The 21,510-nt window shown below is 42.4% G+C and carries 26 protein-coding genes and 3 pseudogenes; 18 read left to right on the top strand and 11 right to left on the bottom strand.

The window, feature by feature from the left end; translation table 11 throughout:
- Window positions 1–54: 54 nt before the first annotated feature.
- Entirely contained in the window at window positions 55–507 is a 453-nt protein-coding gene (locus OTK50_RS00750; protein ID WP_130570975.1) for an OsmC family protein, read from the top strand.
- 13 nt (window positions 508–520) lie between these two features.
- Here OTK50_RS00750 and OTK50_RS00745 read toward each other — a convergent pair whose 3' ends face one another.
- The 3 genes from OTK50_RS00745 to OTK50_RS00735 all read right to left on the bottom strand — a co-directional run bounded on the left by OTK50_RS00745 (window position 521) and on the right by OTK50_RS00735 (window position 1,656).
- On the bottom strand, window positions 521–874 hold the full coding sequence (locus OTK50_RS00745) for a DMT family transporter (protein WP_130570974.1): 354 nt from the start codon (window positions 872–874) through the stop codon (window positions 521–523).
- A 17-nt stretch (window positions 875–891) separates the two neighbouring features.
- Complete coding sequence (locus OTK50_RS00740) at window positions 892–1,206, bottom strand: DMT family transporter (RefSeq protein WP_007410378.1); 315 nt, start codon at window positions 1,204–1,206, stop codon at window positions 892–894.
- 138 nt (window positions 1,207–1,344) lie between these two features.
- The gene (locus OTK50_RS00735; protein WP_007611594.1) at window positions 1,345–1,656 is read right to left on the bottom strand and encodes a hypothetical protein; all 312 of its coding nucleotides are present in this window, start codon (window positions 1,654–1,656) and stop codon (window positions 1,345–1,347) included.
- 101 nt (window positions 1,657–1,757) lie between these two features.
- On the opposite strand from OTK50_RS00735, the gene OTK50_RS00730 reads away from it, so the two are divergent.
- The 9 genes from OTK50_RS00730 to OTK50_RS00690 all read left to right on the top strand — a co-directional run bounded on the left by OTK50_RS00730 (window position 1,758) and on the right by OTK50_RS00690 (window position 8,526).
- Window positions 1,758–2,162 (top strand): YmaF family protein, encoded by a 405-nt coding sequence (locus tag OTK50_RS00730; protein ID WP_224224284.1) that lies wholly within the window; start codon window positions 1,758–1,760, stop codon window positions 2,160–2,162.
- A gap of 98 nt (window positions 2,163–2,260) precedes the next feature.
- Window positions 2,261–3,205, top strand: a complete 945-nt coding sequence (gene miaA / locus OTK50_RS00725) for a tRNA (adenosine(37)-N6)-dimethylallyltransferase MiaA (RefSeq protein WP_224224285.1) — start codon at window positions 2,261–2,263, stop codon at window positions 3,203–3,205.
- Between the two features lie 39 nt (window positions 3,206–3,244).
- Window positions 3,245–3,466 (top strand): RNA chaperone Hfq, encoded by a 222-nt coding sequence (hfq, locus tag OTK50_RS00720; RefSeq protein ID WP_003154064.1) that lies wholly within the window; start codon window positions 3,245–3,247, stop codon window positions 3,464–3,466.
- Window positions 3,467–3,562: 96 nt separating this feature from the next.
- The gene (locus tag OTK50_RS00715) at window positions 3,563–3,838 is read left to right on the top strand and encodes a YmzC family protein (protein WP_017417823.1); all 276 of its coding nucleotides are present in this window, start codon (window positions 3,563–3,565) and stop codon (window positions 3,836–3,838) included.
- Between the two features lie 82 nt (window positions 3,839–3,920).
- Window positions 3,921–4,136: a hypothetical protein gene (locus tag OTK50_RS00710; protein ID WP_003154062.1), complete on the top strand. Its 216-nt coding sequence runs from the start codon at window positions 3,921–3,923 to the stop codon at window positions 4,134–4,136.
- Between the two features lie 259 nt (window positions 4,137–4,395).
- Entirely contained in the window at window positions 4,396–4,788 is a 393-nt protein-coding gene (gene nrdI / locus OTK50_RS00705; RefSeq protein WP_003154061.1) for a class Ib ribonucleoside-diphosphate reductase assembly flavoprotein NrdI, read from the top strand.
- A complete protein-coding gene (nrdE, locus tag OTK50_RS00700) occupies window positions 4,748–6,850 on the top strand; it encodes a class 1b ribonucleoside-diphosphate reductase subunit alpha (protein WP_007611605.1) in 2,103 nt (700 codons plus the stop codon). The genes nrdI and nrdE overlap by 41 nt, the downstream gene beginning before the upstream one ends.
- Before the next feature lie 17 nt (window positions 6,851–6,867).
- Window positions 6,868–7,857: a class 1b ribonucleoside-diphosphate reductase subunit beta gene (gene nrdF / locus OTK50_RS00695; protein WP_012117608.1), complete on the top strand. Its 990-nt coding sequence runs from the start codon at window positions 6,868–6,870 to the stop codon at window positions 7,855–7,857.
- 48 nt (window positions 7,858–7,905) lie between these two features.
- Window positions 7,906–8,526, top strand: coding sequence for a hypothetical protein (locus tag OTK50_RS00690; RefSeq protein ID WP_224224286.1), 621 nt, complete (start codon window positions 7,906–7,908; stop codon window positions 8,524–8,526).
- A gap of 49 nt (window positions 8,527–8,575) precedes the next feature.
- On the opposite strand, the gene OTK50_RS00685 is transcribed toward OTK50_RS00690, so the two are convergent.
- A complete protein-coding gene (locus OTK50_RS00685) occupies window positions 8,576–9,334 on the bottom strand; it encodes an N-acetylmuramoyl-L-alanine amidase (RefSeq protein ID WP_174737476.1) in 759 nt (252 codons plus the stop codon).
- Window positions 9,335–9,640: 306 nt separating this feature from the next.
- On the opposite strand from OTK50_RS00685, the gene spoVK reads away from it, so the two are divergent.
- From spoVK to OTK50_RS19905, 6 genes and pseudogenes are all read left to right on the top strand, one after another.
- Window positions 9,641–10,609, top strand: coding sequence for a stage V sporulation protein K (spoVK, locus tag OTK50_RS00680; protein ID WP_015417523.1), 969 nt, complete (start codon window positions 9,641–9,643; stop codon window positions 10,607–10,609).
- Window positions 10,610–10,738: 129 nt separating this feature from the next.
- Window positions 10,739–12,001 (top strand): GTPase HflX, encoded by a 1,263-nt coding sequence (gene hflX / locus OTK50_RS00675; RefSeq protein WP_015239904.1) that lies wholly within the window; start codon window positions 10,739–10,741, stop codon window positions 11,999–12,001.
- Between the two features lie 16 nt (window positions 12,002–12,017).
- Complete coding sequence (locus OTK50_RS00670; RefSeq protein ID WP_007410367.1) at window positions 12,018–13,283, top strand: aminotransferase class I/II-fold pyridoxal phosphate-dependent enzyme; 1,266 nt, start codon at window positions 12,018–12,020, stop codon at window positions 13,281–13,283.
- Window positions 13,284–13,392: 109 nt separating this feature from the next.
- Entirely contained in the window at window positions 13,393–13,797 is a 405-nt protein-coding gene (gene glnR / locus OTK50_RS00665; protein ID WP_007611631.1) for a transcriptional repressor GlnR, read from the top strand.
- A gap of 57 nt (window positions 13,798–13,854) precedes the next feature.
- Entirely contained in the window at window positions 13,855–15,189 is a 1,335-nt protein-coding gene (gene glnA, locus OTK50_RS00660; RefSeq protein ID WP_007410365.1) for a type I glutamate--ammonia ligase, read from the top strand.
- 291 nt (window positions 15,190–15,480) lie between these two features.
- Window positions 15,481–15,598, top strand: a pseudogene (locus tag OTK50_RS19905) (DNA polymerase); the annotation flags it as partial.
- A 148-nt stretch (window positions 15,599–15,746) separates the two neighbouring features.
- Here the strand turns inward: OTK50_RS19905 and OTK50_RS00655 are convergent.
- The 5 genes and pseudogenes from OTK50_RS00655 to OTK50_RS00635 all read right to left on the bottom strand — a co-directional run bounded on the left by OTK50_RS00655 (window position 15,747) and on the right by OTK50_RS00635 (window position 18,013).
- The gene (locus OTK50_RS00655; RefSeq protein WP_174737478.1) at window positions 15,747–16,295 is read right to left on the bottom strand and encodes a hypothetical protein; all 549 of its coding nucleotides are present in this window, start codon (window positions 16,293–16,295) and stop codon (window positions 15,747–15,749) included.
- A 68-nt stretch (window positions 16,296–16,363) separates the two neighbouring features.
- Window positions 16,364–16,567 (bottom strand): annotated as a pseudogene (locus tag OTK50_RS00650) (phage tail tape measure protein); the annotation flags it as partial.
- 58 nt (window positions 16,568–16,625) lie between these two features.
- Entirely contained in the window at window positions 16,626–17,306 is a 681-nt protein-coding gene (locus OTK50_RS00645; RefSeq protein WP_206583821.1) for an immunity protein, read from the bottom strand.
- 71 nt (window positions 17,307–17,377) lie between these two features.
- Entirely contained in the window at window positions 17,378–17,788 is a 411-nt protein-coding gene (locus OTK50_RS00640) for a hypothetical protein (RefSeq protein WP_224224288.1), read from the bottom strand.
- A gap of 66 nt (window positions 17,789–17,854) precedes the next feature.
- On the bottom strand, window positions 17,855–18,013 hold the full coding sequence (locus OTK50_RS00635; RefSeq protein WP_224224289.1) for a hypothetical protein: 159 nt from the start codon (window positions 18,011–18,013) through the stop codon (window positions 17,855–17,857).
- A gap of 59 nt (window positions 18,014–18,072) precedes the next feature.
- Here OTK50_RS00635 and OTK50_RS00630 point away from each other — a divergent pair, with 59 nt between their 5' ends.
- Entirely contained in the window at window positions 18,073–18,780 is a 708-nt protein-coding gene (locus tag OTK50_RS00630) for a hypothetical protein (RefSeq protein WP_224224290.1), read from the top strand.
- Between the two features lie 77 nt (window positions 18,781–18,857).
- Here OTK50_RS00630 and OTK50_RS00625 read toward each other — a convergent pair whose 3' ends face one another.
- Window positions 18,858–19,073, bottom strand: a complete 216-nt coding sequence (locus tag OTK50_RS00625) for a hypothetical protein (protein WP_224224291.1) — start codon at window positions 19,071–19,073, stop codon at window positions 18,858–18,860.
- A 44-nt stretch (window positions 19,074–19,117) separates the two neighbouring features.
- Window positions 19,118–19,595, bottom strand: a pseudogene (locus tag OTK50_RS00620) (site-specific integrase); the annotation flags it as partial.
- Window positions 19,596–20,077: 482 nt separating this feature from the next.
- Between OTK50_RS00620 and OTK50_RS00615 the strand changes: the two are divergent.
- Window positions 20,078–21,469 (top strand): MFS transporter, encoded by a 1,392-nt coding sequence (locus OTK50_RS00615; RefSeq protein WP_224224292.1) that lies wholly within the window; start codon window positions 20,078–20,080, stop codon window positions 21,467–21,469.
- Window positions 21,470–21,510: the final 41 nt, after the last annotated feature.

The raw sequence follows: 21,510 nt of genomic DNA, 5'->3' as shown, positions 1-21,510 counted from the left end.
AAAAAGACAAACGAGTGAAAGATGAGTAAACTGAAAAAAAAGGAGGTTTGTCCCTTGGCAAAACATCACTTTTATTTAAAAGCAAATTGGCCCGGAAATCGCAATGACGTCGGCGATATTAAAAGCGGCCGGCTGGAAACGGCTGTGTCCATTCCTAAGGAAATGGACGGACCCGGAGAAGGCACAAATCCTGATGAAATGCTGCTTGGAGCGGCCGCGACCTGTTATATTATAACGCTTGCGGCGATGATGGAAAGAAGCGGCCTGGATAAAGAAGATCTACATATGGAATCTGAAGGAATTGTAGACGTCACGAACGGTGTGTTCACGTACCAGAAAATCATTCACCGTCCGTTTATATTATTAAAGCCGGATGCAGCCGAAACGGACTTTACGCTCGCCAGGAAGTTAGCGCAAAAAGCAGAGTCCTCGTGTATGATTTCACGAGCGGTCCGAGGAAACGTGGAGATGGAGCTTGAGGTTGAAGTAAAAGCTGCCGGCGCTTGACGAGTTCAAACGGTCAGCTCCGGGCCGTTTGATTTTTTTTAGCTTTTTGAGACTTGGAACGGTTCAGCAGGATGACGCCCGTGATGACCAAAACAAGCCCGATCATCATTTTGATCGTCATGGCTTCCTTAAAAACAATAAAGCCGACAATTGCCGTTAAAGCGGTGCCGACACCTGACCATGTCGCGTATGCGGCGGATAAATCAAGGCTTTTCAATGAAAAGCTCAAAAACATAAAAGAGGCTCCGATTCCGGCAATGACGCCGAGAGCGGGCCATAAGTGCGTAAAACCGTCCGACAGCTTCAGCATCGTGCTCCCGAACACTTCTGATACAATGGCTAATGCCAAGCAAAGTAATCCTTTCATCAGTATGCCTCTCCTTTCTACCAATTCATCAAAATGACACCGGCCAATAAGAAAAAGAGCCCGATGACGGCCTGCTTGTCCAGTTTTTCATGAAACCATTTCGCTCCGATAATGGATGCGAGCACCGTTCCGGCTCCGCTCCATGTTGCATAGGATAAGCTGAGCGGAATGAGATTCAGTGTCAGTGAAAGCATATAAAAGGCCAATGAATAGCCTGCCACTACAAGCGCGCTCGGCAAAAACCGCGTAAATCCGCGGGAGACCTTCAGCATGGCCGCGCCGATTGACTCTGATAAAATAGCAATTGTGAGGAAGATATAACCCAGAATCATATCAAATCCCCCTCTCATCATAATCCTTATGCCTTTTGTTTAAGGCAGTAAAATAAAATAATATCCGAACTTTGCCCGCCAAGTCAAGACATTAGGCCTATACAAAAAGGCCCCCGGGGAGGAGCCTCTTTTGATTCGTCAATAGTAATACGGATAGCCGTAGCCGTAACCCCCGTACAAGTACGGATTGAATAAAGCGCTTCCGACAAGCCCCCCGACAAGCCCTCCGAAAAACGGTCCGCCGTAAAAACCAAACGGCCGTCCGAATCCATAACCAAACCAAGGCCGGCCAAATCCAAAACCCGGCCGTCCGAATCCAAATCCGAATCCGGGCCGCCCGAAGCCGAATCCCGGCCGTCCAAACCCAAAGCCGGGACGTCCGAACCCAAATCCAGGCCGCCCAAACTGTCTCATATCACTATCTACTGCGTATGTGTATTCTTCATTCATAATTAAGGTACCTCCAAGAATAAATTTGAGATGATAACAGAGTATTCAGCCCACCAATTTTTGATTGGGCGTTTATCAAAAAAATAAAGGAGTGAGCTTTTGTGGGCCTGTATCAGTCCGATTGGTCAAAAAAACCTCCGCACACACACGCATACCGGGCGGTTACGAATGTAGTGCAGGGGCATTACCATTTGATTGAAGGCTTTTCGCAGCCGGAGAACGGCAGCAATACAGATGAGCATACACATTTCTATACGGGCATCACCTCGTTTGAAAACGGCCATTTTCATAGGTATTACGGCATTTCCGGCCCTGCCATCCCGAGGGTTGACGGAACACATTACCATGAGCTTTCAGAGACCACCTTTGCCGCCTACAATGAGCCGATTCAGATTCAGCACGGCGGCGTCGTTTACGATCCGCGGGAGGAAGGGCGGAAAACGCACCGCCATACACTCAAAGGAAAAACGAGAGAGGTTGTCGGAAACGAGCCGATCGGGTGGTAGTGGACGTTTAGCGCTCAGGAAAAAGGGCAAAATGGATAGGTGCCTGAAGAAATGAATGCTATAATTAGGGGGAGATTTATAAAAGAGAGTGATACATATTGAAAAATAAAAAACAGCCTGTCGTCATACTCGTCGGACCGACGGCAGTCGGAAAAACAAAACTAAGCATCGGACTCGCGAAAATGCTGAATACGGAAATCATCAGCGGAGATTCCATGCAGGTATATAAAGGGATGGACATCGGAACGGCCAAAGTCACCGAAGAAGAGACAGAAGGCGTGCCGCATCACCTGATTGATATTTTGGAGCCGTCCGACACTTTTTCAACGGCGGATTATCAGAAAATGGTAAGGGGGAAAATCACCGAGATTGCCGATAGAGGAAAGCTGCCGATGATTGTCGGGGGAACGGGTCTGTACATTCAGTCCGTGCTGTATGACTATACGTTCACGGAAAACCCCGGCGACCCTGTATTCCGGGAGCGCATGGAGAAACTGGCGGCTGAAGAAGGGGCGGAAGCGCTTCATGCCAAGCTTGCGGCAGCTGACCCGGAAGCGGCGGCAGCCATTCATCAAAACAATACGCGAAGAGTCATCCGCGCGCTCGAAATTCTGCATGTATCGGGAAAAACAATGTCAGAGCATCTTAAAACCCAAAAACGGGAGCTGCTTTACAATGCGGTTCTTATCGGTCTTACAATGGACAGAGAAGTGCTGTACGGCCGGATTAATGAGCGCGTTGACCTGATGCTGGAAACCGGCCTTCTTGACGAAGTAAAGCGGCTGTATGATATGAATATCCGGGACAGCCAATCGATTCAGGCGATCGGCTATAAAGAGCTGTATGAATATCTTGATGGAAAAGTGCCGCTTCCTCAGGCTGTGGAGCAATTAAAACAAAATTCTAGGCGATATGCGAAACGCCAGCTGACCTGGTTTCGCAATAAAATGCCCGTTTCATGGACAGATATGACGCCGCCTGTTGATATTGAGCAGAAAAAAAAGGAAATTTTCGAGTGCATAGCAGGAAAACTGGAAATTTAATCGAAACAGTATTGTATTGAGAACCAAGGAGGACGAAACATGAAACCGATTAATATTCAAGATCAGTTTTTGAATCAAATCCGAAAAGACAATACGTTCGTCACGGTGTTTTTACTCAACGGCTTCCAGCTTCGCGGCCAGGTAAAAGGCTTTGACAACTTTACCGTTTTGCTCGAAACGGAGGGGAAGCAGCAGCTTATTTATAAACATGCCATCTCCACGTTCGCCCCGCAAAAAAACGTCCAGCTTGAGCTTGAATAGACTTTTTGAAAAAGACCATGAACAATGGTCTTTTTCTATGCGCATCTGTATATTGCAGGCTGTATATCGGAAACATAAAAGGGGGTTCGGAAAATCGTGTTCGAAAGTGAAAATGAACTGAGAAGAATCAGGATTACGCTCGTTTGGATCGCTGTTTTTTTGCTGTTTGGAGCTTGCAGCAATCATGAGACGGTGGTGACGGATGATGACGGCGGCTTGGCGGATACCGAACCGCAGACAGAAGGCATGGTGCAGCTGGAACATAATCGTTTCGGCATCGTTGAGGACGGTTACTTAAAAATATACCGCTATGATGAAAAAACGAATAAAATTGAACTGAAAAAAGAAACGGCGCTGGATGAGCTTGAATAAATTTCACAAGCGTTCGAATTTACAAAGCGGGCAACACAAGCTACACTAAGTACTGACATTGATCATGCAGAGGGTGAGACGATTGAAACACAAGGTGATAATCAACCATTGGGAAGAAACTTGTGAAGATGATTCCTGCTATGAATATGGAACCAGCATCATCGTTGACGGCAAAGAACTGATCAGAGAGGCTTCCATCACAAGCGCTCTGAAAGCCGTACTGAAAGAAATCGGTGCTGATGTGGAGATTGAAGAAACCGTTGAAAGCGAAAAAAAATGTGATTCTTACAAAAAATAAGAATAAAAGTCTAGACTACTAAGCAGTTTTTTTTCATGTTATGATAGACATCGGCTTACACATGACACCTTGAGTAGGATGAGAGATGATTCTCGTTCTGCTCTCTTTTTTGGGCGTTAATCGGGCCAGAGCCAAAGTCCGCTCTTTCAAAAATATGAATTTTTTATAAATCGATCTCAATATGTTGTGTTTTTCTGAGAGGTTAGTATACTATATATAGTGTTAAGAGATTCATTATTTTTGATAGGTCGTGATAAGGATGGTTCAAATCATATTTGATTCAAAGACAGGGAATGTTCAGCGTTTTGTGAATAAAACAGACTTCCAGCTGATCCGCAAGGTGGACGAAACGGACCACGTGGACACTCCGTTTGTTTTGGTCACCTACACGACAAACTTCGGCCAGGTACCGGCATCAACACAATCATTTCTCGAAAAATACGCCCATCTCTTATTAGGAGTCGCTGCGAGCGGCAACAAAGTATGGGGCGATAACTTTGCAAAAAGCGCCGATACCATTTCAAGACAATATCAGGTGCCGATCTTGCACAAATTTGAACTCAGCGGCACATCTAAAGACGTTGAATTGTTTACTCAGGAGGTAGAAAGAGTTGTCACAAAATCAAGTGCCAAAATGGATCCAGTTAAATAACGAAATCATGATCCAACAAGATGGAAAATTCCAGTTTGATAAAGATAAAGAGGCTGTACATAGCTATTTTGTTGACTATATCAATCAAAACACAGTTTACTTTCACGATTTAAAAGAGAAGCTGGATTATTTGATTGAAAACCAATACTACGAAGAGGAATTCTTAAGCCTTTACTCTTTTGAAGACATTAAAGAAGTGTTTAAGACAGCTTACGCAAAGAAATTTCGTTTTCCTTCCTTCATGAGTGCGTTTAAATTTTATAATGACTATGCTTTGAAAACGAATGACAAGAAAAGAATCCTCGAGCGTTATGAGGACCGAATCTCAATCGTTGCGCTGTTCTTCGCAAACGGCGACACTGAGAAAGCAAAAGAATATGTAAACCTGATGATCAATCAGGAATATCAGCCGAGTACACCGACATTTTTGAATGCCGGCAGAAAACGCCGCGGAGAACTGGTGAGCTGCTTCTTGCTCGAAGTCAACGATTCCTTAAACGATATTTCACGGGCGATCGATATTTCCATGCAGCTGTCTAAATTGGGCGGCGGGGTTTCTCTTAATCTGTCCAAGCTTCGCGCGAAAGGCGAAGCGATTAAAGATGTTGAAAACGCCACAAAAGGTGTTGTAGGCGTCATGAAGCTTCTTGATAATGCGTTCCGTTACGCTGACCAAATGGGCCAAAGACAAGGCTCAGGCGCGGCGTATTTAAATATTTTCCACCGCGATATCAATGATTTTCTTGATACGAAAAAGATTTCTGCGGATGAAGATGTGCGCGTCAAAACGCTTTCTATCGGTGTCGTCATTCCGGATAAGTTCGTTGAGCTTGCACGTGAGGATAAAGCGGCTTATGTATTCTATCCGCATACGATTTATAAAGAATACGGCCAGCATATGGACGAAATGGACATGACGGCGATGTATGAGGAGCTTGTCGACAACCCGCGTGTCAAAAAAGAAAAAGTGAATGCGCGCAAACTGCTTGAAAAGCTTGCCGTTCTCCGTTCTGAGTCAGGTTATCCGTACATTATGTTCCAGGATAACGTAAACAAAGAGCACGCGAATAACCACGTATCAAAAGTGAAATTCTCGAACCTTTGCTCTGAAGTGCTTCAGGCGTCACAGGTTTCGGCTTACACAGATTATGACGAGGAAGACGAAATCGGCTTGGACATTTCCTGCAACCTTGGTTCATTAAATATACTGAATGTCATGAAACATAAATCGATTGAGCGCACGGTGAAACTCGCGACGGATTCCCTGACTCATGTATCTGAGACGACGGATATCCGCAACGCGCCGGCAGTCAGACGCGCGAACAAAGCGATGAAGTCCATCGGTTTAGGCGCCATGAACCTTCACGGCTACCTGGCCCAAAACGGCATCGCGTATGAAAGCCCGGAAGCAAGAGATTTCGCGAATACGTTCTTTATGATGGTGAACTTTTATTCCATTCAGCGTTCAGCTGAGCTTGCGAAAGAAAAAGGCGAAACGTTTGAGCATTATGAAGGCTCCACTTATGCAACGGGAGAATATTTCAATAAATACATCGAAAAAGAGTTCTCACCGGCATACGAAAAAATCGCTGCGCTCTTTGAAGGCATGCACATTCCGACAATCGAAGACTGGAAAGAGCTGAAGGCGTTTGTCGCTGAAAACGGCATGTACCACAGCTACAGACTGTGCATCGCGCCGACAGGCTCCATTTCCTACGTCCAATCCAGCACGGCGTCCGTTATGCCGATCATGGAACGGATCGAAGAAAGAACATACGGAAATTCAAAAACGTATTACCCGATGCCGGGGTTAGCGTCTAATAACTGGTTCTTCTACAAAGAAGCTTATGATATGGACATGTTCAAAGTGGTGGATATGATCGCGACAATCCAGCAGCATATCGATCAGGGAATCAGCTTTACCCTGTTTTTGAAAGATACGATGACAACTCGTGATCTGAATCGTATTGATCTGTATGCCCACCATAGAGGCATCAAAACCATTTACTATGCAAGAACGAAAGATACCGGGCAGGACAGCTGTCTTTCTTGTGTCGTTTGATTAAAGGAGAGTTTACAGTGACAAAAATTTATGACGCAGCAAACTGGTCAAAGCATGAAGATGATTTCACCCAAATGTTTTACAACCAAAACGTAAAGCAGTTTTGGCTTCCGGAAGAGATCGCATTAAACGGCGATCTTCTCACTTGGAAGTATTTGGGTAAAAATGAGCAGGATACGTACATGAAGGTGCTCGCCGGCCTGACACTGCTTGATACAGAGCAGGGGAACACGGGCATGCCGATTGTGGCCGAGCACGTCGAAGGCCATCAGCGAAAAGCGGTTCTTAATTTCATGGCGATGATGGAAAACGCGGTGCACGCAAAATCATATTCAAATATTTTTATGACGCTTGCTCCGACTGAAACGATTAATGAAGTATTTGAATGGGTTAAACAAAATAAATATTTGCAGAAAAAAGCGCAAATGATTGTCGGGCTTTACAAAGCCATTCAAAAAGATGATGAAATTTCACTGTTCAAAGCGATGGTTGCTTCCGTCTATCTGGAAAGCTTCCTTTTCTACAGCGGTTTCTATTATCCGTTATATTTCTACGGACAAGGAAAACTGATGCAAAGCGGTGAGATCATTAACCTGATCCTTCGTGACGAAGCGATTCACGGCGTGTATGTCGGTCTCCTTGCTCAGGAAATTTATAATAAACAGACAGAAGAGAAAAAAGCAGAGCTTCGTGAATTTGCGATTGACCTTCTGAATCAGTTATATGAAAATGAGCTTGAATATACAGAGGACTTGTACGATCAAGTCGGACTCTCACACGATGTAAAGAAATTCATCCGCTATAACGCCAATAAAGCTTTGATGAACTTAGGGTTCGATCCTTACTTTGAAGAAGAGGATATTAATCCGATCGTATTAAACGGATTAAACACCAAAACAAAATCACATGATTTCTTCTCCATGAAAGGGAACGGCTACAAAAAGGCGACGGTAGAACCGATTAAGGACGAAGATTTTTATTTTGGCCAAGATGAAGAGCAGATATAATATCTGCTCTTTTGGCTTGAATGGAGAGGTAAAACAGGAGGAACGGGCATGAATAAAATGGATGAAATCATCTTGGCTGCACCGCGGAGTGACGTCTTTCAAAACGAAATGCTGACATTTCAGGGAGTCAACAGCGAGGATGAACGTATCGTAAAAATTATGGCTCAAATTGAGGCGCATTTTTTTGAAATCAGAAGAGGCGACGCGGAAGAGGACCCGCGATTTAAACAGCCGATTCCGTATGTCGTCATCCGCCGCGATGATGAGGTGTTTGTGTATGAACGGCTCGCGGGCGGAGGGGAATCGCGCCTCCATAATAAGCTTTCTCTCGGCTTCGGCGGACACATGAACCCTATGGAAGGGGCGGCTTCATTTTCGGAAGTGCTGAAACAGAATACCGACCGGGAGCTGGCGGAAGAACTGTACATTTGCGAGGAGGACAAACAAAACATTGTCACACTCGGCCTGATTAATGATGATGAAAACGATGTAGGGAAGGTGCATATCGGCATCCTTTCTGCGCTCCAGTTAGCGTCTGCGGCACAAGTCGAAGTGAAAGAAAAAGATCAAATCGCCGGGCGCTGGATGAAACTGAGCGAACTGAAAGAGGAAAATGTGTATCAGCGTCTTGAAGCTTGGTCTCAGTTTGTCGCCGATATACTTCAATAACAAAAAACCCCTGTTCGTCCCAAAAAAGGGAGAGCAGGGGTTTTTTCATTTAGTCTTGCACAATGAAGGCATCAAATCCGGCTTTTTCGGCCCGCGCTGCCAACGCTTCAGCATAATCTTTGGAAGAGAATGCGCCGATCTGCACTTTAAATAAGCCGCCTTTTGGAAGCACAATCGCGTCAAAACCTTTAGACTCCGCATCGGCGGCAAGCGCATCAGCATTTGCTTTCACTTTGAATGCACCGATTTGCACTTTATATAAGTCAGCCTTTTTTTTTAGACCGAAAGCTTGCTCCAAGCCCTTGGCATGTCCTCTTGCAAGGCTTTCAATAAAACTGGCTGTTTTCAGTTTGTTTGCATCAGCTGACGTATCAACAAAACCATTCTCCGTCAAAATCGCCGGCATACTTGTCTCCCGCAGCACATGGAAGTTGGCTGTTTTTTTTCCTCGGTCATTAAAACCTGATGCTTGAATCACTTGCGTGTGGACGGCTGATTGGTAAGTCGAGGTCGGCGCTCCGACACCGGGGTAAATATAGCTTTCGAATCCGGTTCCGCCTCCTGAGTTAATATGAATGGATAAAAAATAATCTGCGCCCCAGCTGTTGGCGGCATCCGTTCTTTCCGTCAGGCTGACCGTCTTATCGCTTGTCCTGCTCATCGTGACAGAAACTCCTTCATACTCATTCGTCAGAATCGTGCGCAAAGCCAGCGCGATCTCCAGCGTGACCGCTTTTTCCTGAAGTCCGTTTCCGGTTGCACCTGAATCAGTTCCGCCATGACCGGGGTCTATAAAAATTTTAACCATTCTCCATCACCTCATTACAGCATATGATGAGATTCAAAAGGTGCTTGTACGGCTGTCATTCATGAGAAAAATGAGAAACATACCCAACATTTCCCGGAAAATAAAAATAAATGGTTTGTCCTCCCGTTTCTGTTGAATACAATAAGAAATGAAAAATATTTCTCGGGAAAGCGCAGGATTCAACATCATTCCCGAAGAGAACGGAAAAAGTGACAGATAAAGAGGAAAACGGTTCTCATGATGATAGGCGGATGTCACGGAACCGCTTCATCATGAGTAAGATAAAGAGAGAACAGAGAGGTGAGCATGTTGGAGCGCGCTGTAACCTATAAAAATAACGGACAAATTAACATCATTCTTAATGGCCAAAAGCAAGTGCTGACAAATGCGGAAGCTGAGGCGGAATATCAGGCCGCCCTGCAAAAAAATGAAGCCAAACACAGCATTCTGAAAGAAATTGAAAAAGAAATGAACACATTAGTGGGTATGGAAGAAATGAAACGCAATATTAAAGAAATTTACGCGTGGATATTCGTCAACCAAAAACGGGCCGAACAAGGGCTGAAAGTCGGAAAACAAGCTCTTCATATGATGTTCAAAGGGAACCCTGGCACCGGGAAAACCACCGTCGCGAGACTGATCGGCAAGCTTTTCTTCGAAATGAACGTGCTTTCCAAAGGACATCTGATCGAAGCGGAACGTGCCGATCTGGTCGGTGAATACATCGGACACACGGCGCAAAAAACGAGAGATCTGATTAAAAAATCGCTCGGCGGCATTTTATTCATTGATGAAGCATACTCACTTGCAAGGGGCGGAGAAAAGGATTTCGGTAAAGAGGCGATTGATACGCTTGTCAAGCATATGGAAGACAAACAGCATGAATTTATTCTGATCCTGGCAGGGTACTCGAGAGAAATGACACATTTCCTGTCATTAAATCCCGGCCTGCAATCGCGTTTCCCTATCAGCATCGATTTCCCGGATTACTCTGTCACTCAGCTGATGGACATCGCAAAGCGCATGATAGCAGAGCGGGAGTATCAATTAAGCCAGGAAGCCGAGTGGAAGTTAAAAGATTATTTAATGACAGTGAAAAGCACGACAAGCCCCATTAAATTCAGCAACGGGCGCTTTGTCAGAAACGTGATTGAAAAATCGATCCGCGCTCAGGCTATGAGACTTTTAATGGGAGACCAATACTTAAAAAACGATTTAATGACGATCAAGAGCCAGGATTTACTTATAAAAGATGAGGCGGCAGCTCACGAATAGACCTCTCAGCCGGTCTGAGGGGTCTCTTTTTTATTTCTCTCTTTAAAACCCGCCGGATGTGTGGTATACGCCCTGCGGGTTTGGTATGATAGTACTACTGCCCAATACGACACAGAAAGGAACATCCATTTGAACGAACAGGAAGGAAAAAAAGAAACGGTCATTTTGGTCGGCTGCCAGCTTCCGCACATGACAGATGAGCATTTTGAACATTCCATGGAAGAGCTTGCTTCATTGACAAAAACGGCTGACGGAACGGTGCTGACCCGGATTACGCAAAAACGGAACAGAGCGGATGCCGCTACATATATAGGCAAGGGGAAAGTAGACGAGCTGAAGGCGCTGTGTGAAGAGCTTGAAGCGGATCTGGTCATTTTTAATGATGAACTGTCACCGAGCCAGCTTAAATCACTCGCCACTGCAATTGAAGCGAAGATCATCGACCGCACGCAGCTAATTTTGGATATTTTCGCAAAAAGGGCGAAGACGAGAGAAGGAAAGCTTCAGATCGAATTGGCCCAGCTTCAATACGCGCTGCCGCGTCTGAGCGGACAAGGAATCAATCTCTCAAGACAAGGCGGCGGAATCGGGACGAGAGGGCCCGGTGAGACAAAGCTTGAAACAGACCGGCGCCACATTAGAAACCGCATACACGAAATTAACGTGCAGCTTTCAACGGTTATCCGCCACAGAAGCCGTTATCGGGAGAGACGAAAAAAGAACGGCGTGCTTCAGGCTGCGCTCGTCGGGTATACCAATGCCGGAAAATCAACATGGTTCAATCAATTAACGAGCTCAGACAGCTATGAAGAAGATCTGCTGTTTGCAACACTTGATCCGATGACGAGAAAGATGGCGCTCCCAAGCGGCTACAGCGTCCTTTTGTCTGATACGGTCGGCTTCATTCAGGATCTGCCGACGACGCTGATTGCCGCTTTCCGCTCAACGCTTGAGGAAGTGAAGGAAGCAGACTTGATCATTCATGTCATTGATTCATCCAATGAAGATTATGCCGGACATGAACAGACGGTCCTCGGTCTGTTAAAAGAGCTTGAGGCAGATGATATTCCGGTGCTGACCGCTTATAACAAACGTGATGAGACACTTCCTGACTTCATCCCGACAGCGGGAGAAGGCCACATCATGATCAGCGCCAGAATCGCCGGGGATGAAGCAAAACTAAAAGCGGAAATCGAAGCTTATTTGCGACGGGAGCTGATGACGCCGTATGAAGTTCATGTGCCTGCCGCCGAAGGCAAATTGATGTCACGCATCAAATCAGAGACCATGATCGACAGCCTTTATTTTAATGAAGAAAATGAACGCTACGAAGTCTCAGGTTATGTACAGGAAGAACAAAGCATACTCGGAGAACTGAAGAAATTCATGTAAGGAAGGTATACACAACATGTTTGACACACTGACCCACGGCGCTCTTTTACAAAAAACCGCCGAAGAAACAGAAGCGGAAATCTCCGCCGTTCATAAAAGAATAGAAGAAATCAGTGAACGGAATGAATGGAGAGTCCTGCAAAGCTACAGAAAACATAAAGTAAGCGATACGCATTTTACGCCTTCAACCGGATACGGTTATGATGATATCGGACGAGATACACTGGAGAAGATCTATGCTGATGTGTTCGGAGGAGAGGCGGGACTCGTGCGGCCGCAAATCATTTCCGGAACGCACGCGATTTCAATCGCGCTCTTCGGTGTGCTGAGACCCGGGGACGAATTGCTTTATATAACAGGCAAGCCTTACGATACACTCGAGGAAATCGTCGGAGTAAGAGGCGGGGAGTATTCAGGCTCGCTAAAGGAATTTCAAATCGGATATAATGCAGTCGATTTAACATCAGAAGGCAGAGTGGACTTTGAAGCGGTCCGGGCTGCAATCCGGCCGAATACAAAAGTGATCGGCATCCAGCGTTCAAAAGGATATGCGAATCGTCCGTCTTTCAGAATAAATGAAATTGAAGAGATGATTCGTTTCGTAAAGGAAATCAAAGAAGATGTCATTGTTTTTGTGGACAATTGCTACGGAGAATTTGCAGAAGAGCGGGAACCCTGCCACGTCGGAGCGGATCTTATGGCCGGCTCCCTGATTAAAAACCCGGGCGGCGGCCTTGCTAAAACGGGCGGCTATCTTGTAGGGAAAGCCAAGTGGATTGAGGCCTGCTCTTACCGGATGACCTCCCCGGGAATCGGAAGTGAAGCCGGGGCTTCGCTTTATTCGCTGCAGGAAATGTATCAAGGTTTCTTTCTCGCTCCGCATGTAGTGGCGCAAAGCTTGAAGGGAGCGGTATTTACCGCCCGTTTTCTTGAAAAGCTCGGCTTTACGTCAAACCCTGCATGGAATGCGCCGAGAACGGATCTGATTCAATCAGTTGAGTTTCAGGACCCTGATAAGATGATCGCTTTTTGCCAGGCGATACAATATGCTTCACCGATTAATGCGCATGTGACGCCTTATCCGAGCTATATGCCGGGATATGAAGACGATGTCATTATGGCAGCGGGCACTTTCGTACAGGGAGCAAGCATTGAATTATCAGCAGATGGACCTATCAGACCGCCTTATGTCGCGTATGTCCAAGGAGGATTAACCTACGCGCACGTGAAAAATGCGATTTGCAGCGCCGTAAATGCTTTAATGGAAAAAGAGCTGATCTAGGCCGTTTGCAATTTTCAAAGAATTCGATGTTAAGATTCCTTACATTGTGTTGACACAAAATATAACATCACCTATAATGAGACTAAGATAAGAAAAGGAGGAAATTGAGATGAGTGATAACATTCGCCGCTCAATGCCTTTATTTCCAATTGGGATTGTCATGCAGTTAACAGAACTTTCTGCCCGGCAAATTCGATATTATGAGGAAAATGGATTGATATTTCCAGCGAGAAGCGAAGGAAATAGACGATTATTTTCATTCCATGATGTAGATAAACTGTTAGAAATCAAAAATCTGATTGAACAAGGCGTCAATATGGCGGGGATCAAACAAATTCTGGATAAGGCATCTGCCGAACCGGAAGAAAAATCCGAAAAAACCGCCAAACCGATGAAGCACGATCTGTCTGATGACGAACTCAGAAAGCTTCTGAAAAACGAACTGATGCAGGCAGGCCGTTTCCAGCGGGGAAATACTTTCCGCCAAGGTGACATGTCCCGATTCTTTCATTAATCCGTTAGCAACTGTTTTGCTATATACATTTACCTTTTAGAGGAGGAGTTTTACGAAATGGCAAAGTACACAAGAGAAGACATCGTAAAATTAGTAAATGAGGAAAACGTAAAGTATATCCGCCTTCAATTCACAGACATTCTCGGAACGATTAAAAACGTGGAAATTCCTGTGAGCCAGCTTGAAAAAGCACTTGATAATAAATGCATGTTCGACGGTTCTTCCATCGAAGGTTTCGTCCGTATCGAAGAGTCTGATATGTACTTATATCCTGATCTGAACACATTTGTAATCTTCCCATGGACGGCTGAAAAAGGTAAAGTAGCACGCTTCATCTGTGACATTTACAATCCGGACGGCACGCCGTTCGAAGGTGACCCGCGTAACAACCTCAAACGGATTCTGAAAGAAATGAAAGAACTCGGTTTCAGCGATTTCAATCTTGGACCTGAGCCTGAATTCTTCCTGTTTAAATTAGATGAAAAAGGCGAACCGACGCTTGAATTGAACGATAAAGGCGGATACTTCGACCTGGCTCCGACTGACTTGGGAGAAAACTGCCGCCGCGATATCGTGCTTGAGCTTGAAGAAATGGGCTTTGAAATCGAAGCATCTCACCATGAAGTTGCTCCGGGACAGCACGAAATCGATTTTAAATATGCCGGTGCCATCCGTTCTTGTGACGACATCCAAACTTTCAAATTGGTTGTCAAAACGATCGCCCGCAAACACGGTCTGCATGCGACATTCATGCCAAAACCGCTGTTCGGCGTAAACGGTTCCGGTATGCACTGCAACCTATCACTCTTTAAAGATAGCGTTAACGCATTCTTTGATAAAGACGCTGATCTTCAGCTGAGTGAAACAGCAAAACATTTCATTGCCGGTATCGTAAAACACGCGACAAGCTTTACGGCTGTCACAAACCCGACAGTGAACTCTTACAAACGCCTTGTTCCGGGCTATGAAGCACCTTGCTACGTGGCATGGAGCGCGCAAAACAGAAGCCCGCTGATCCGTATCCCGGCTTCCCGCGGCATCAGTACGCGTGTTGAAGTCCGCAGCGTAGACCCGGCGGCAAACCCGTACTTGGCGTTAAGCGTATTGCTTGCAGCAGGCCTTGACGGAATCAAAAACAAACTTGAAGCACCGGCTCCGATTGACCGCAACATCTACGTCATGAGCAAAGAAGAGCGCATGGAAAACGGCATCGTAGATCTTCCGGCGACACTGGCGGAAGCTCTCGACGAATTCAAATCAAACGAAGTCATGGTTGCAGCGCTCGGCGAGCACCTGTTCGAACACTTCATCGAAGCAAAAGAAATCGAATGGGATATGTTCCGCACACAGGTTCATCCGTGGGAGCGCGAACAATACATGTCTCAGTATTAATCTCTCAATCCCTTGGCACTATTGGTGTCAGGGGATTTTTAAGTTTTGGTCAAAAGATTAAGAGGTCGATAATTTTGGTCCTTTACCAGAATATGACCAAAAAAATTTGAAGTTATGAATCTAACTCTACAGCAGAATTCTAAATTGATCCTGCTTATAGTCATCATGTAACATTGGTTTATTCTCGAATTTGTTCTTGTAAAGCAGCAGAAAGAGAAGGCTGGTGGCGCACGATACCGAACACCGGCGGCGGGTAACGCACATCGTAAAGATGGGTATTTATCGATCTTGCTTGATCAGCAGTTAAGCTTGTTTGAAAAAGATAATGAAAAAGGAGAAAACTTGAATTTGTGATGGACGGAATAAGAAATAATACAGATCAAAAGCGATCTTACAAGCTGTTTCTTAAACACCTGAGGCACTGCATTGCATTGGACCAGGTTTGATAGGTGAACATAAGAATTAAAAAATGAAAATCAAGTATTTAAAAAAGACCTCCAACATTCAGAGGTCTTTTTCTTATTCGACTTAAAGAGTTATTGATATACGGATATTGATTAAGATTTATGTTTTCTATACATTTTGTTACAGACATATACGATTAAAATAAACAGAGCATTATACAAAATAGTAGTGGTGAGATATTGAGTTCCTGTGACACCCTTATAACTCCACTCAGGGTCTTTTTTTATATCAAATATATATCCTTTGTCATCTGCTGTTTGAAGTGTGATATATGTATCGCCGCTTTTGGATTTTGAGATATTTACCCCGTAATTACTGAAGTCTTTATTATTATAATGAATGGGCAGGTAAGAATAATCAGCAAATAATTGTTTTATTTGATTAGAAGGCACAGAGATATAAAGTTTTATTGAATCATCGCCTCCTAAACTCGTTAGATATTCCTCTGCTTTTATAAAGTGGGTTTTATCTGGGAAATGTATATTGAAATTTCTTTGAAATTTTGCAATATCCGAAGAAGAAATTTTGTTTTTTTGATAATATTCCGGAGCGGCAAAGGAATTTAAAAGATGCCAACCGTTAAAAACTAAAAAAGCAGCACCTATAAAAATAAATAAAAAAACTTTGAAGAGCTTTTTCACTCTATTCACCTCTTAAGAATTGTAACATATTCTTGTTTTGATTTTTTGTAAACCCATAATAAGATAGGAACCGTTGTCGTTTCTTTAACTGTTTGATTGAAGGATTTGAGATGTTTTTGGTAAGTCTTTAAAGCAGAGGCATCAATATTGGTCTTTAAATTAAGGGAATTAAGCTTTTTCTCTAAAGATTTAATTTGCTGATTTAACTGTTCGACAGTCTTTGAGGAGGTATCAGCTTTTGGGGTCAGTATTATTTTTAAATCTTGACTCAAAAATAAGTCACATCCTTTCAAGTGGGGCTAATCAGAGCAAATAAAAAAGCCACTCAAATTATTGAGCGACTGTACTTGTTTTCTTAATAATTACATCCATAACACTTTGCCAATATTCGGCGTTTTTCAAAGCCTGTTGAATTATATTTCCGTCTTTTTTATAACCTTGAGGTTCATATCCATCATCCTCACGAGAAGGAAGGAAGTGGATATAGTGTATAGGATTTTTAAGGTTTTCGACTGTAATTTTAAGCGTAATTGACTTCACCATTTCTGTTTGAGTAGAGGAGGCTGACAAACCGCCAATTGCTGCACCGATTCCACCACCTAATAATCCTCCAGCAATAATCCCTGATTTGGCAACCTTCGAAATCACCTGGTCATCCAGTGAGATTTCAGATTGAATAATTTGGTCAAAAGGGATAACATACTCGTTTATTTCTTCGCCATTAAGCTGATATACCTTAAGGATAGCTTTATCTTCATTGTAAGCAATTTTGGTTTTATAAGTGCTAAAGAAATTATCAGGATTAAATTCGCTATCGTAGACCTTTAGCATTTCAGCATTTTTTTTAATCTTATCTGCAAGCGCTGCGGATTTTATCCTGTACGGTTCAGTAGCTAATATAAGTAAGCCTAGGATTGTTAAGCAAACTCCCAGAGGTTTCCAACCATCCATTAAACAGAAGAAAAGGCTGAATAAAAAATAGCCGCCATAAGCCATAATCTTATAACCCATCCAACCACCACCAGTATTATTTTCCTACATTATATCATGGTTTCCATTAGGGTAGTATGAATGCAGATTGTTTATTTATCACTTTTTATTCTAATGAGGAGGTCTTTAAAATACACAGCAGTCGTATGAGTATTTTTATCAAGTGCAGTGTATCTATATACGGCTATAACACAAAGAATTACCAAAAAGGACATTACTGAGCTATTATCACCGAACACTGTTTTAAATAAAAGAGTTATACTTGTTACAACGATTGCGGATAATGATATCGTTTTTGAAACATCGCACGCTGTTTCAATTCTTGACATCCTTGCTATAGCTGCAGATAATTCCTCATGATTCAAAGATTTTAAAACCTGAAGCTTTGTATTTAATGAATTGATATCTTGTCCAGTGGACGGAAATTCTGTTCTTATAAATTTTATTAACTCTGTTGCATCCAGTTCAGCCAATTTCCGTCGAACAGCTGTTTTGTTAAACATTATCAACACCTCATCTTACTATCGGCAGACAAGATAAAGTGTTAAGCGTATCTAACTGAAAAACAATCATTTATTTATCGCTTCCATAAACCTTGTTTTAATAAAATCTCTTTTTTCTTCTAAATACTCGCTTTCACCACCGCATTGCATTTCAACAAATAATTCAATTGAAAACCAATCTTCAAGAACCTCTTCAAAAATTTTTATAATTTCGTTCTTTTCCATGTTTTTCCCTCCTTGTTTTGCTATAGTTAGTTATTATTGGTCAATTAAGGGGGTAAACCATGAGCGATTCACTTTATTTAATAGAAGAAGCAACTGATATTTTTGAAAAAATTGTTACATTACATGAACAGGCTCTGATCGAAGACCTAGATCGTTCTTTGAGTTTTAAAGTTAAGAATTTTTTAGAAACCTTAAATTCATCATTAGATTATGCAGCATATGATTTATTTGAAATTTTTTGTTTGGAAAAGGCAAAATTAAGACACAGTAACATAAATCATATTAAACGGAAAATCTATTTTCCATGCTATCCTCAGGAAAAAACTTTTGATAAAGAGGTGAACAAGTGCTTTGTTGGATTAGAGTCTGATCATAAGGAGATCTTTCAGTTGCTTAAAAAAAGTCAACCTTTTTATTGTGGGGATTTTTGGTTAAAAGAGTTTAAGAATATTACAAATGAAAGTAAGCATATAAAGTTGACAAGGAATAAAAAATTAAAGTCGGGTGTTATTAACTATGCTACAATCCCAGGAATTAATATGTCTAATTTGCAGTTTAAGGGATCTGAGCATCCGTTTTCGGTTAATGGTGTCCCTGTCAAAGATTTAAATAACAATCCGTATACATCTCAATATAATGGGAAAGTAAATGCATACTTTTCGTTTGAGAAAACTAGAAAGCCTGTATTAGATACTTTACAATTTTATTTAAAAATGATCAAAGGTATTGTCACTCAAATTAACTCTTACTGTGAAAGCAAGTCGTGAATTCTATACATAAGCAAAATCCCTCAATTGAAGGATTTTGATTCTGCATAAAAGAGGAATTTCATAAAGAGTGCTGCCTAAAGCAAATCAATTGATATGTCTCCCAACAGGCTTTTTTTAATCTTTCCGTATTCAAGTTTACCGGTACTTGCGTTGTAAACAAGAACTTTACCATCACTGATTTTGGATTCATCAATCTGTTTAGACCCGAATTGATTCTTATCAGCTTTAGTATCAAGCTGCCTAGTTAATTCAGCAACAGCTTCTGCCAATTCATCAATTTGCTGTTGCATATTCTCAATTGAACTTTGGTGAGGATTGAAGAGACTCATAATGTTTACGAGAAGATTTGATTTTTTTCTTCTTTAAAATCACGAAGATCGTAATGCTTAATTGTTGTAGACATATCATTATGCTGTGCAACATATTTACTCACGAGCTCTATCTTAATTTTCTTGACCTCAAGAAGGTAGGTAATACAGGAGGCCTTAAAGAGGTGGGGGTTAATACGGCGGCCGGGGATATCAGAAAGAACATCAGAACAAAAATAGTCAGCCAAACCCTCTGACATTTGTCTTGGTTGGCCACCGTACTGTGTGGTAAATAGATACTCGTGGTCATATCCACATTGTTCATGTCAAATCTTTAAGTATTCCAGAGTTTCGGTTTTAATCGTAGTCAAGAGGTTTTCCTTCGCATTTTTCTTTTTCAAGAACTTTGAGAGCCATGACATAAGATTGATCCTCAGTTATCTCATAATTTAGGATTTCAGTTTTAAACTGAATGATTTCAGCTCTTCTGGCACCTATATTATAAACCGTTTTTGGCCATAGGGGAGATTGCGTATGACAAGTGGAATAGCTCGATGGCTTGAATCCAAAGGGAATACAGTGTGAAATTGCTGACGAGAATCAATCAATCAATTTATTTCAGACCGATTTAAATTCTCTGAAAAAAGAGTTGAAAAAGCAGAAAAGATTTTATAATATGAAATCAAGTTAGTTTGTTCGATCAACAAACTAATGAAACCACTTTAATTGTTCATCATGTAAAGGTCTTAAATGGGAGGGGATAAGAGGCTCGATTTAATTGGAGGTGTATAAAAAGCGAAAGCCAAGCTTTTATCCTGTTCACTGCTATCTGATCACCATTTGGATGTTGAAAATGCTCTGTGAAAGTAAACCGCTGTCATTTTTTGAAAGCGCTTTTATATGTCGCTCACTGGCTGATAATTTTAAAGAAAATGTTATACCATTCATCATGTTCCTTATGTAAAGGATCGAAAAGGGGAGAAATCATGCTCAGTGAAAATGTAAAGAAGATCAGCATGGTTGAAAAAGTTGGATATGCGTCTGGAGATTTTGCTTGTAATTTAATTTATGCAACAGTGTCTACGTATCTTTTGTTCTTCTATACAGATGTTTTTGGTTTATCGGCAGCAACAGCCGGGACGATGTTTTTAGTGGTTAGAATCATCGACGCTCTCGCTGATCCTTTTATTGGAACAATAGTTGACAGAACAAATAGCAGGTTTGGCCGCTTTAGACCGTATCTTTTATTCGGAGCTTTTCCCTTTGTCATATTGGCAATACTCTGTTTTACAACCCCGGATTTTTCGGATATGGGGAAATTAATATATGCCTATATCACCTATGTCGGCTTATCGCTTACATACACCATGATAAACGTGCCATATGGCGCGTTAACATCTGCTATGACCAGAAATAATCAAGAAGTTGTTAGTATAACGTCTGTCCGTATGTTATTTGCGAATATTGGGGGACTTGTCGTTGCATTTTTTGTTCCCTTACTGGCTGCTTATTTAAGCGATAATTCCGGCAGCGAATCTCTTGGCTGGCAGCTAACCATGGGTATTATGGGAGTTATAGGCGGGTGCCTTTTAATCTTTTGTTTTAAAAGCACAAAAGAGCGTGTCACGCTTCAAAAATCCGAAGAAAAAATTAAATTTTCGGATATATTTGAGCAGTTTCGTGTTAATCGGCCTCTAGTTGTATTAAGTATTTTCTTTATTATTATTTTTGGAGTGAATTCAATCAGTAATTCGGTTGGCATCTATTACGTAACGTATAATTTAGAAAGAGCGGATTTAGTGAAGTGGTACGGTTTGTTGGGAAGTTTGCCTGCTTTGGTCATTTTACCGTTTATTCCAAAGCTTCATCAATTATTAGGGAAGAAGAAATTACTAAACTATGCATTATTACTGAATATGATCGGCCTCTTAGCTTTACTGTTTGTTCCGCCAAGTAATGTATTCCTGATACTTTCCTTTCGATTGCTGGCCGCTGCAGGAAGTCTCACTGCCGGGGGATATATGTGGGCGCTTATTCCTGAAACAATAGAATATGGAGAGTATAAGACCGGGAAAAGAATGGGCGGTCTCATATACGCTATTATCGGGTTTTTCTTTAAATTCGGCATGGCCTTGGGAGGGGTTGTGCCGGGTCTGGTTCTTGATCAGTTTGGATATGTGGCAAATCAGGCACAAACCCCGGCGGCATTAACGGGAATTTTAATTACAGCAACCATTATTCCCGTGTTCTTACTGGTTCTGGCCATGATTGATATTAATTTTTATAACTTAGATGAGAAAAAATATAAAAGCATGGTTCGAGAATTAGAGAATAGAGACAAAGTTTATTTGGATCATATTGACGATTTCAAAGCTTAAAACGTGATGAGTCAACAGAAAATAGCTGAAGAGGAGTTCAA

The organism is Bacillus sp. NEAU-CP5, from assembly GCF_026420705.1.
GTDB classification, from domain to species: domain Bacteria; phylum Bacillota; class Bacilli; order Bacillales; family Bacillaceae; genus Bacillus; species Bacillus velezensis.
Note: the sequence above shows the minus strand (reverse complement) of the source record. Positions and strands in the feature narration are given on the sequence as shown.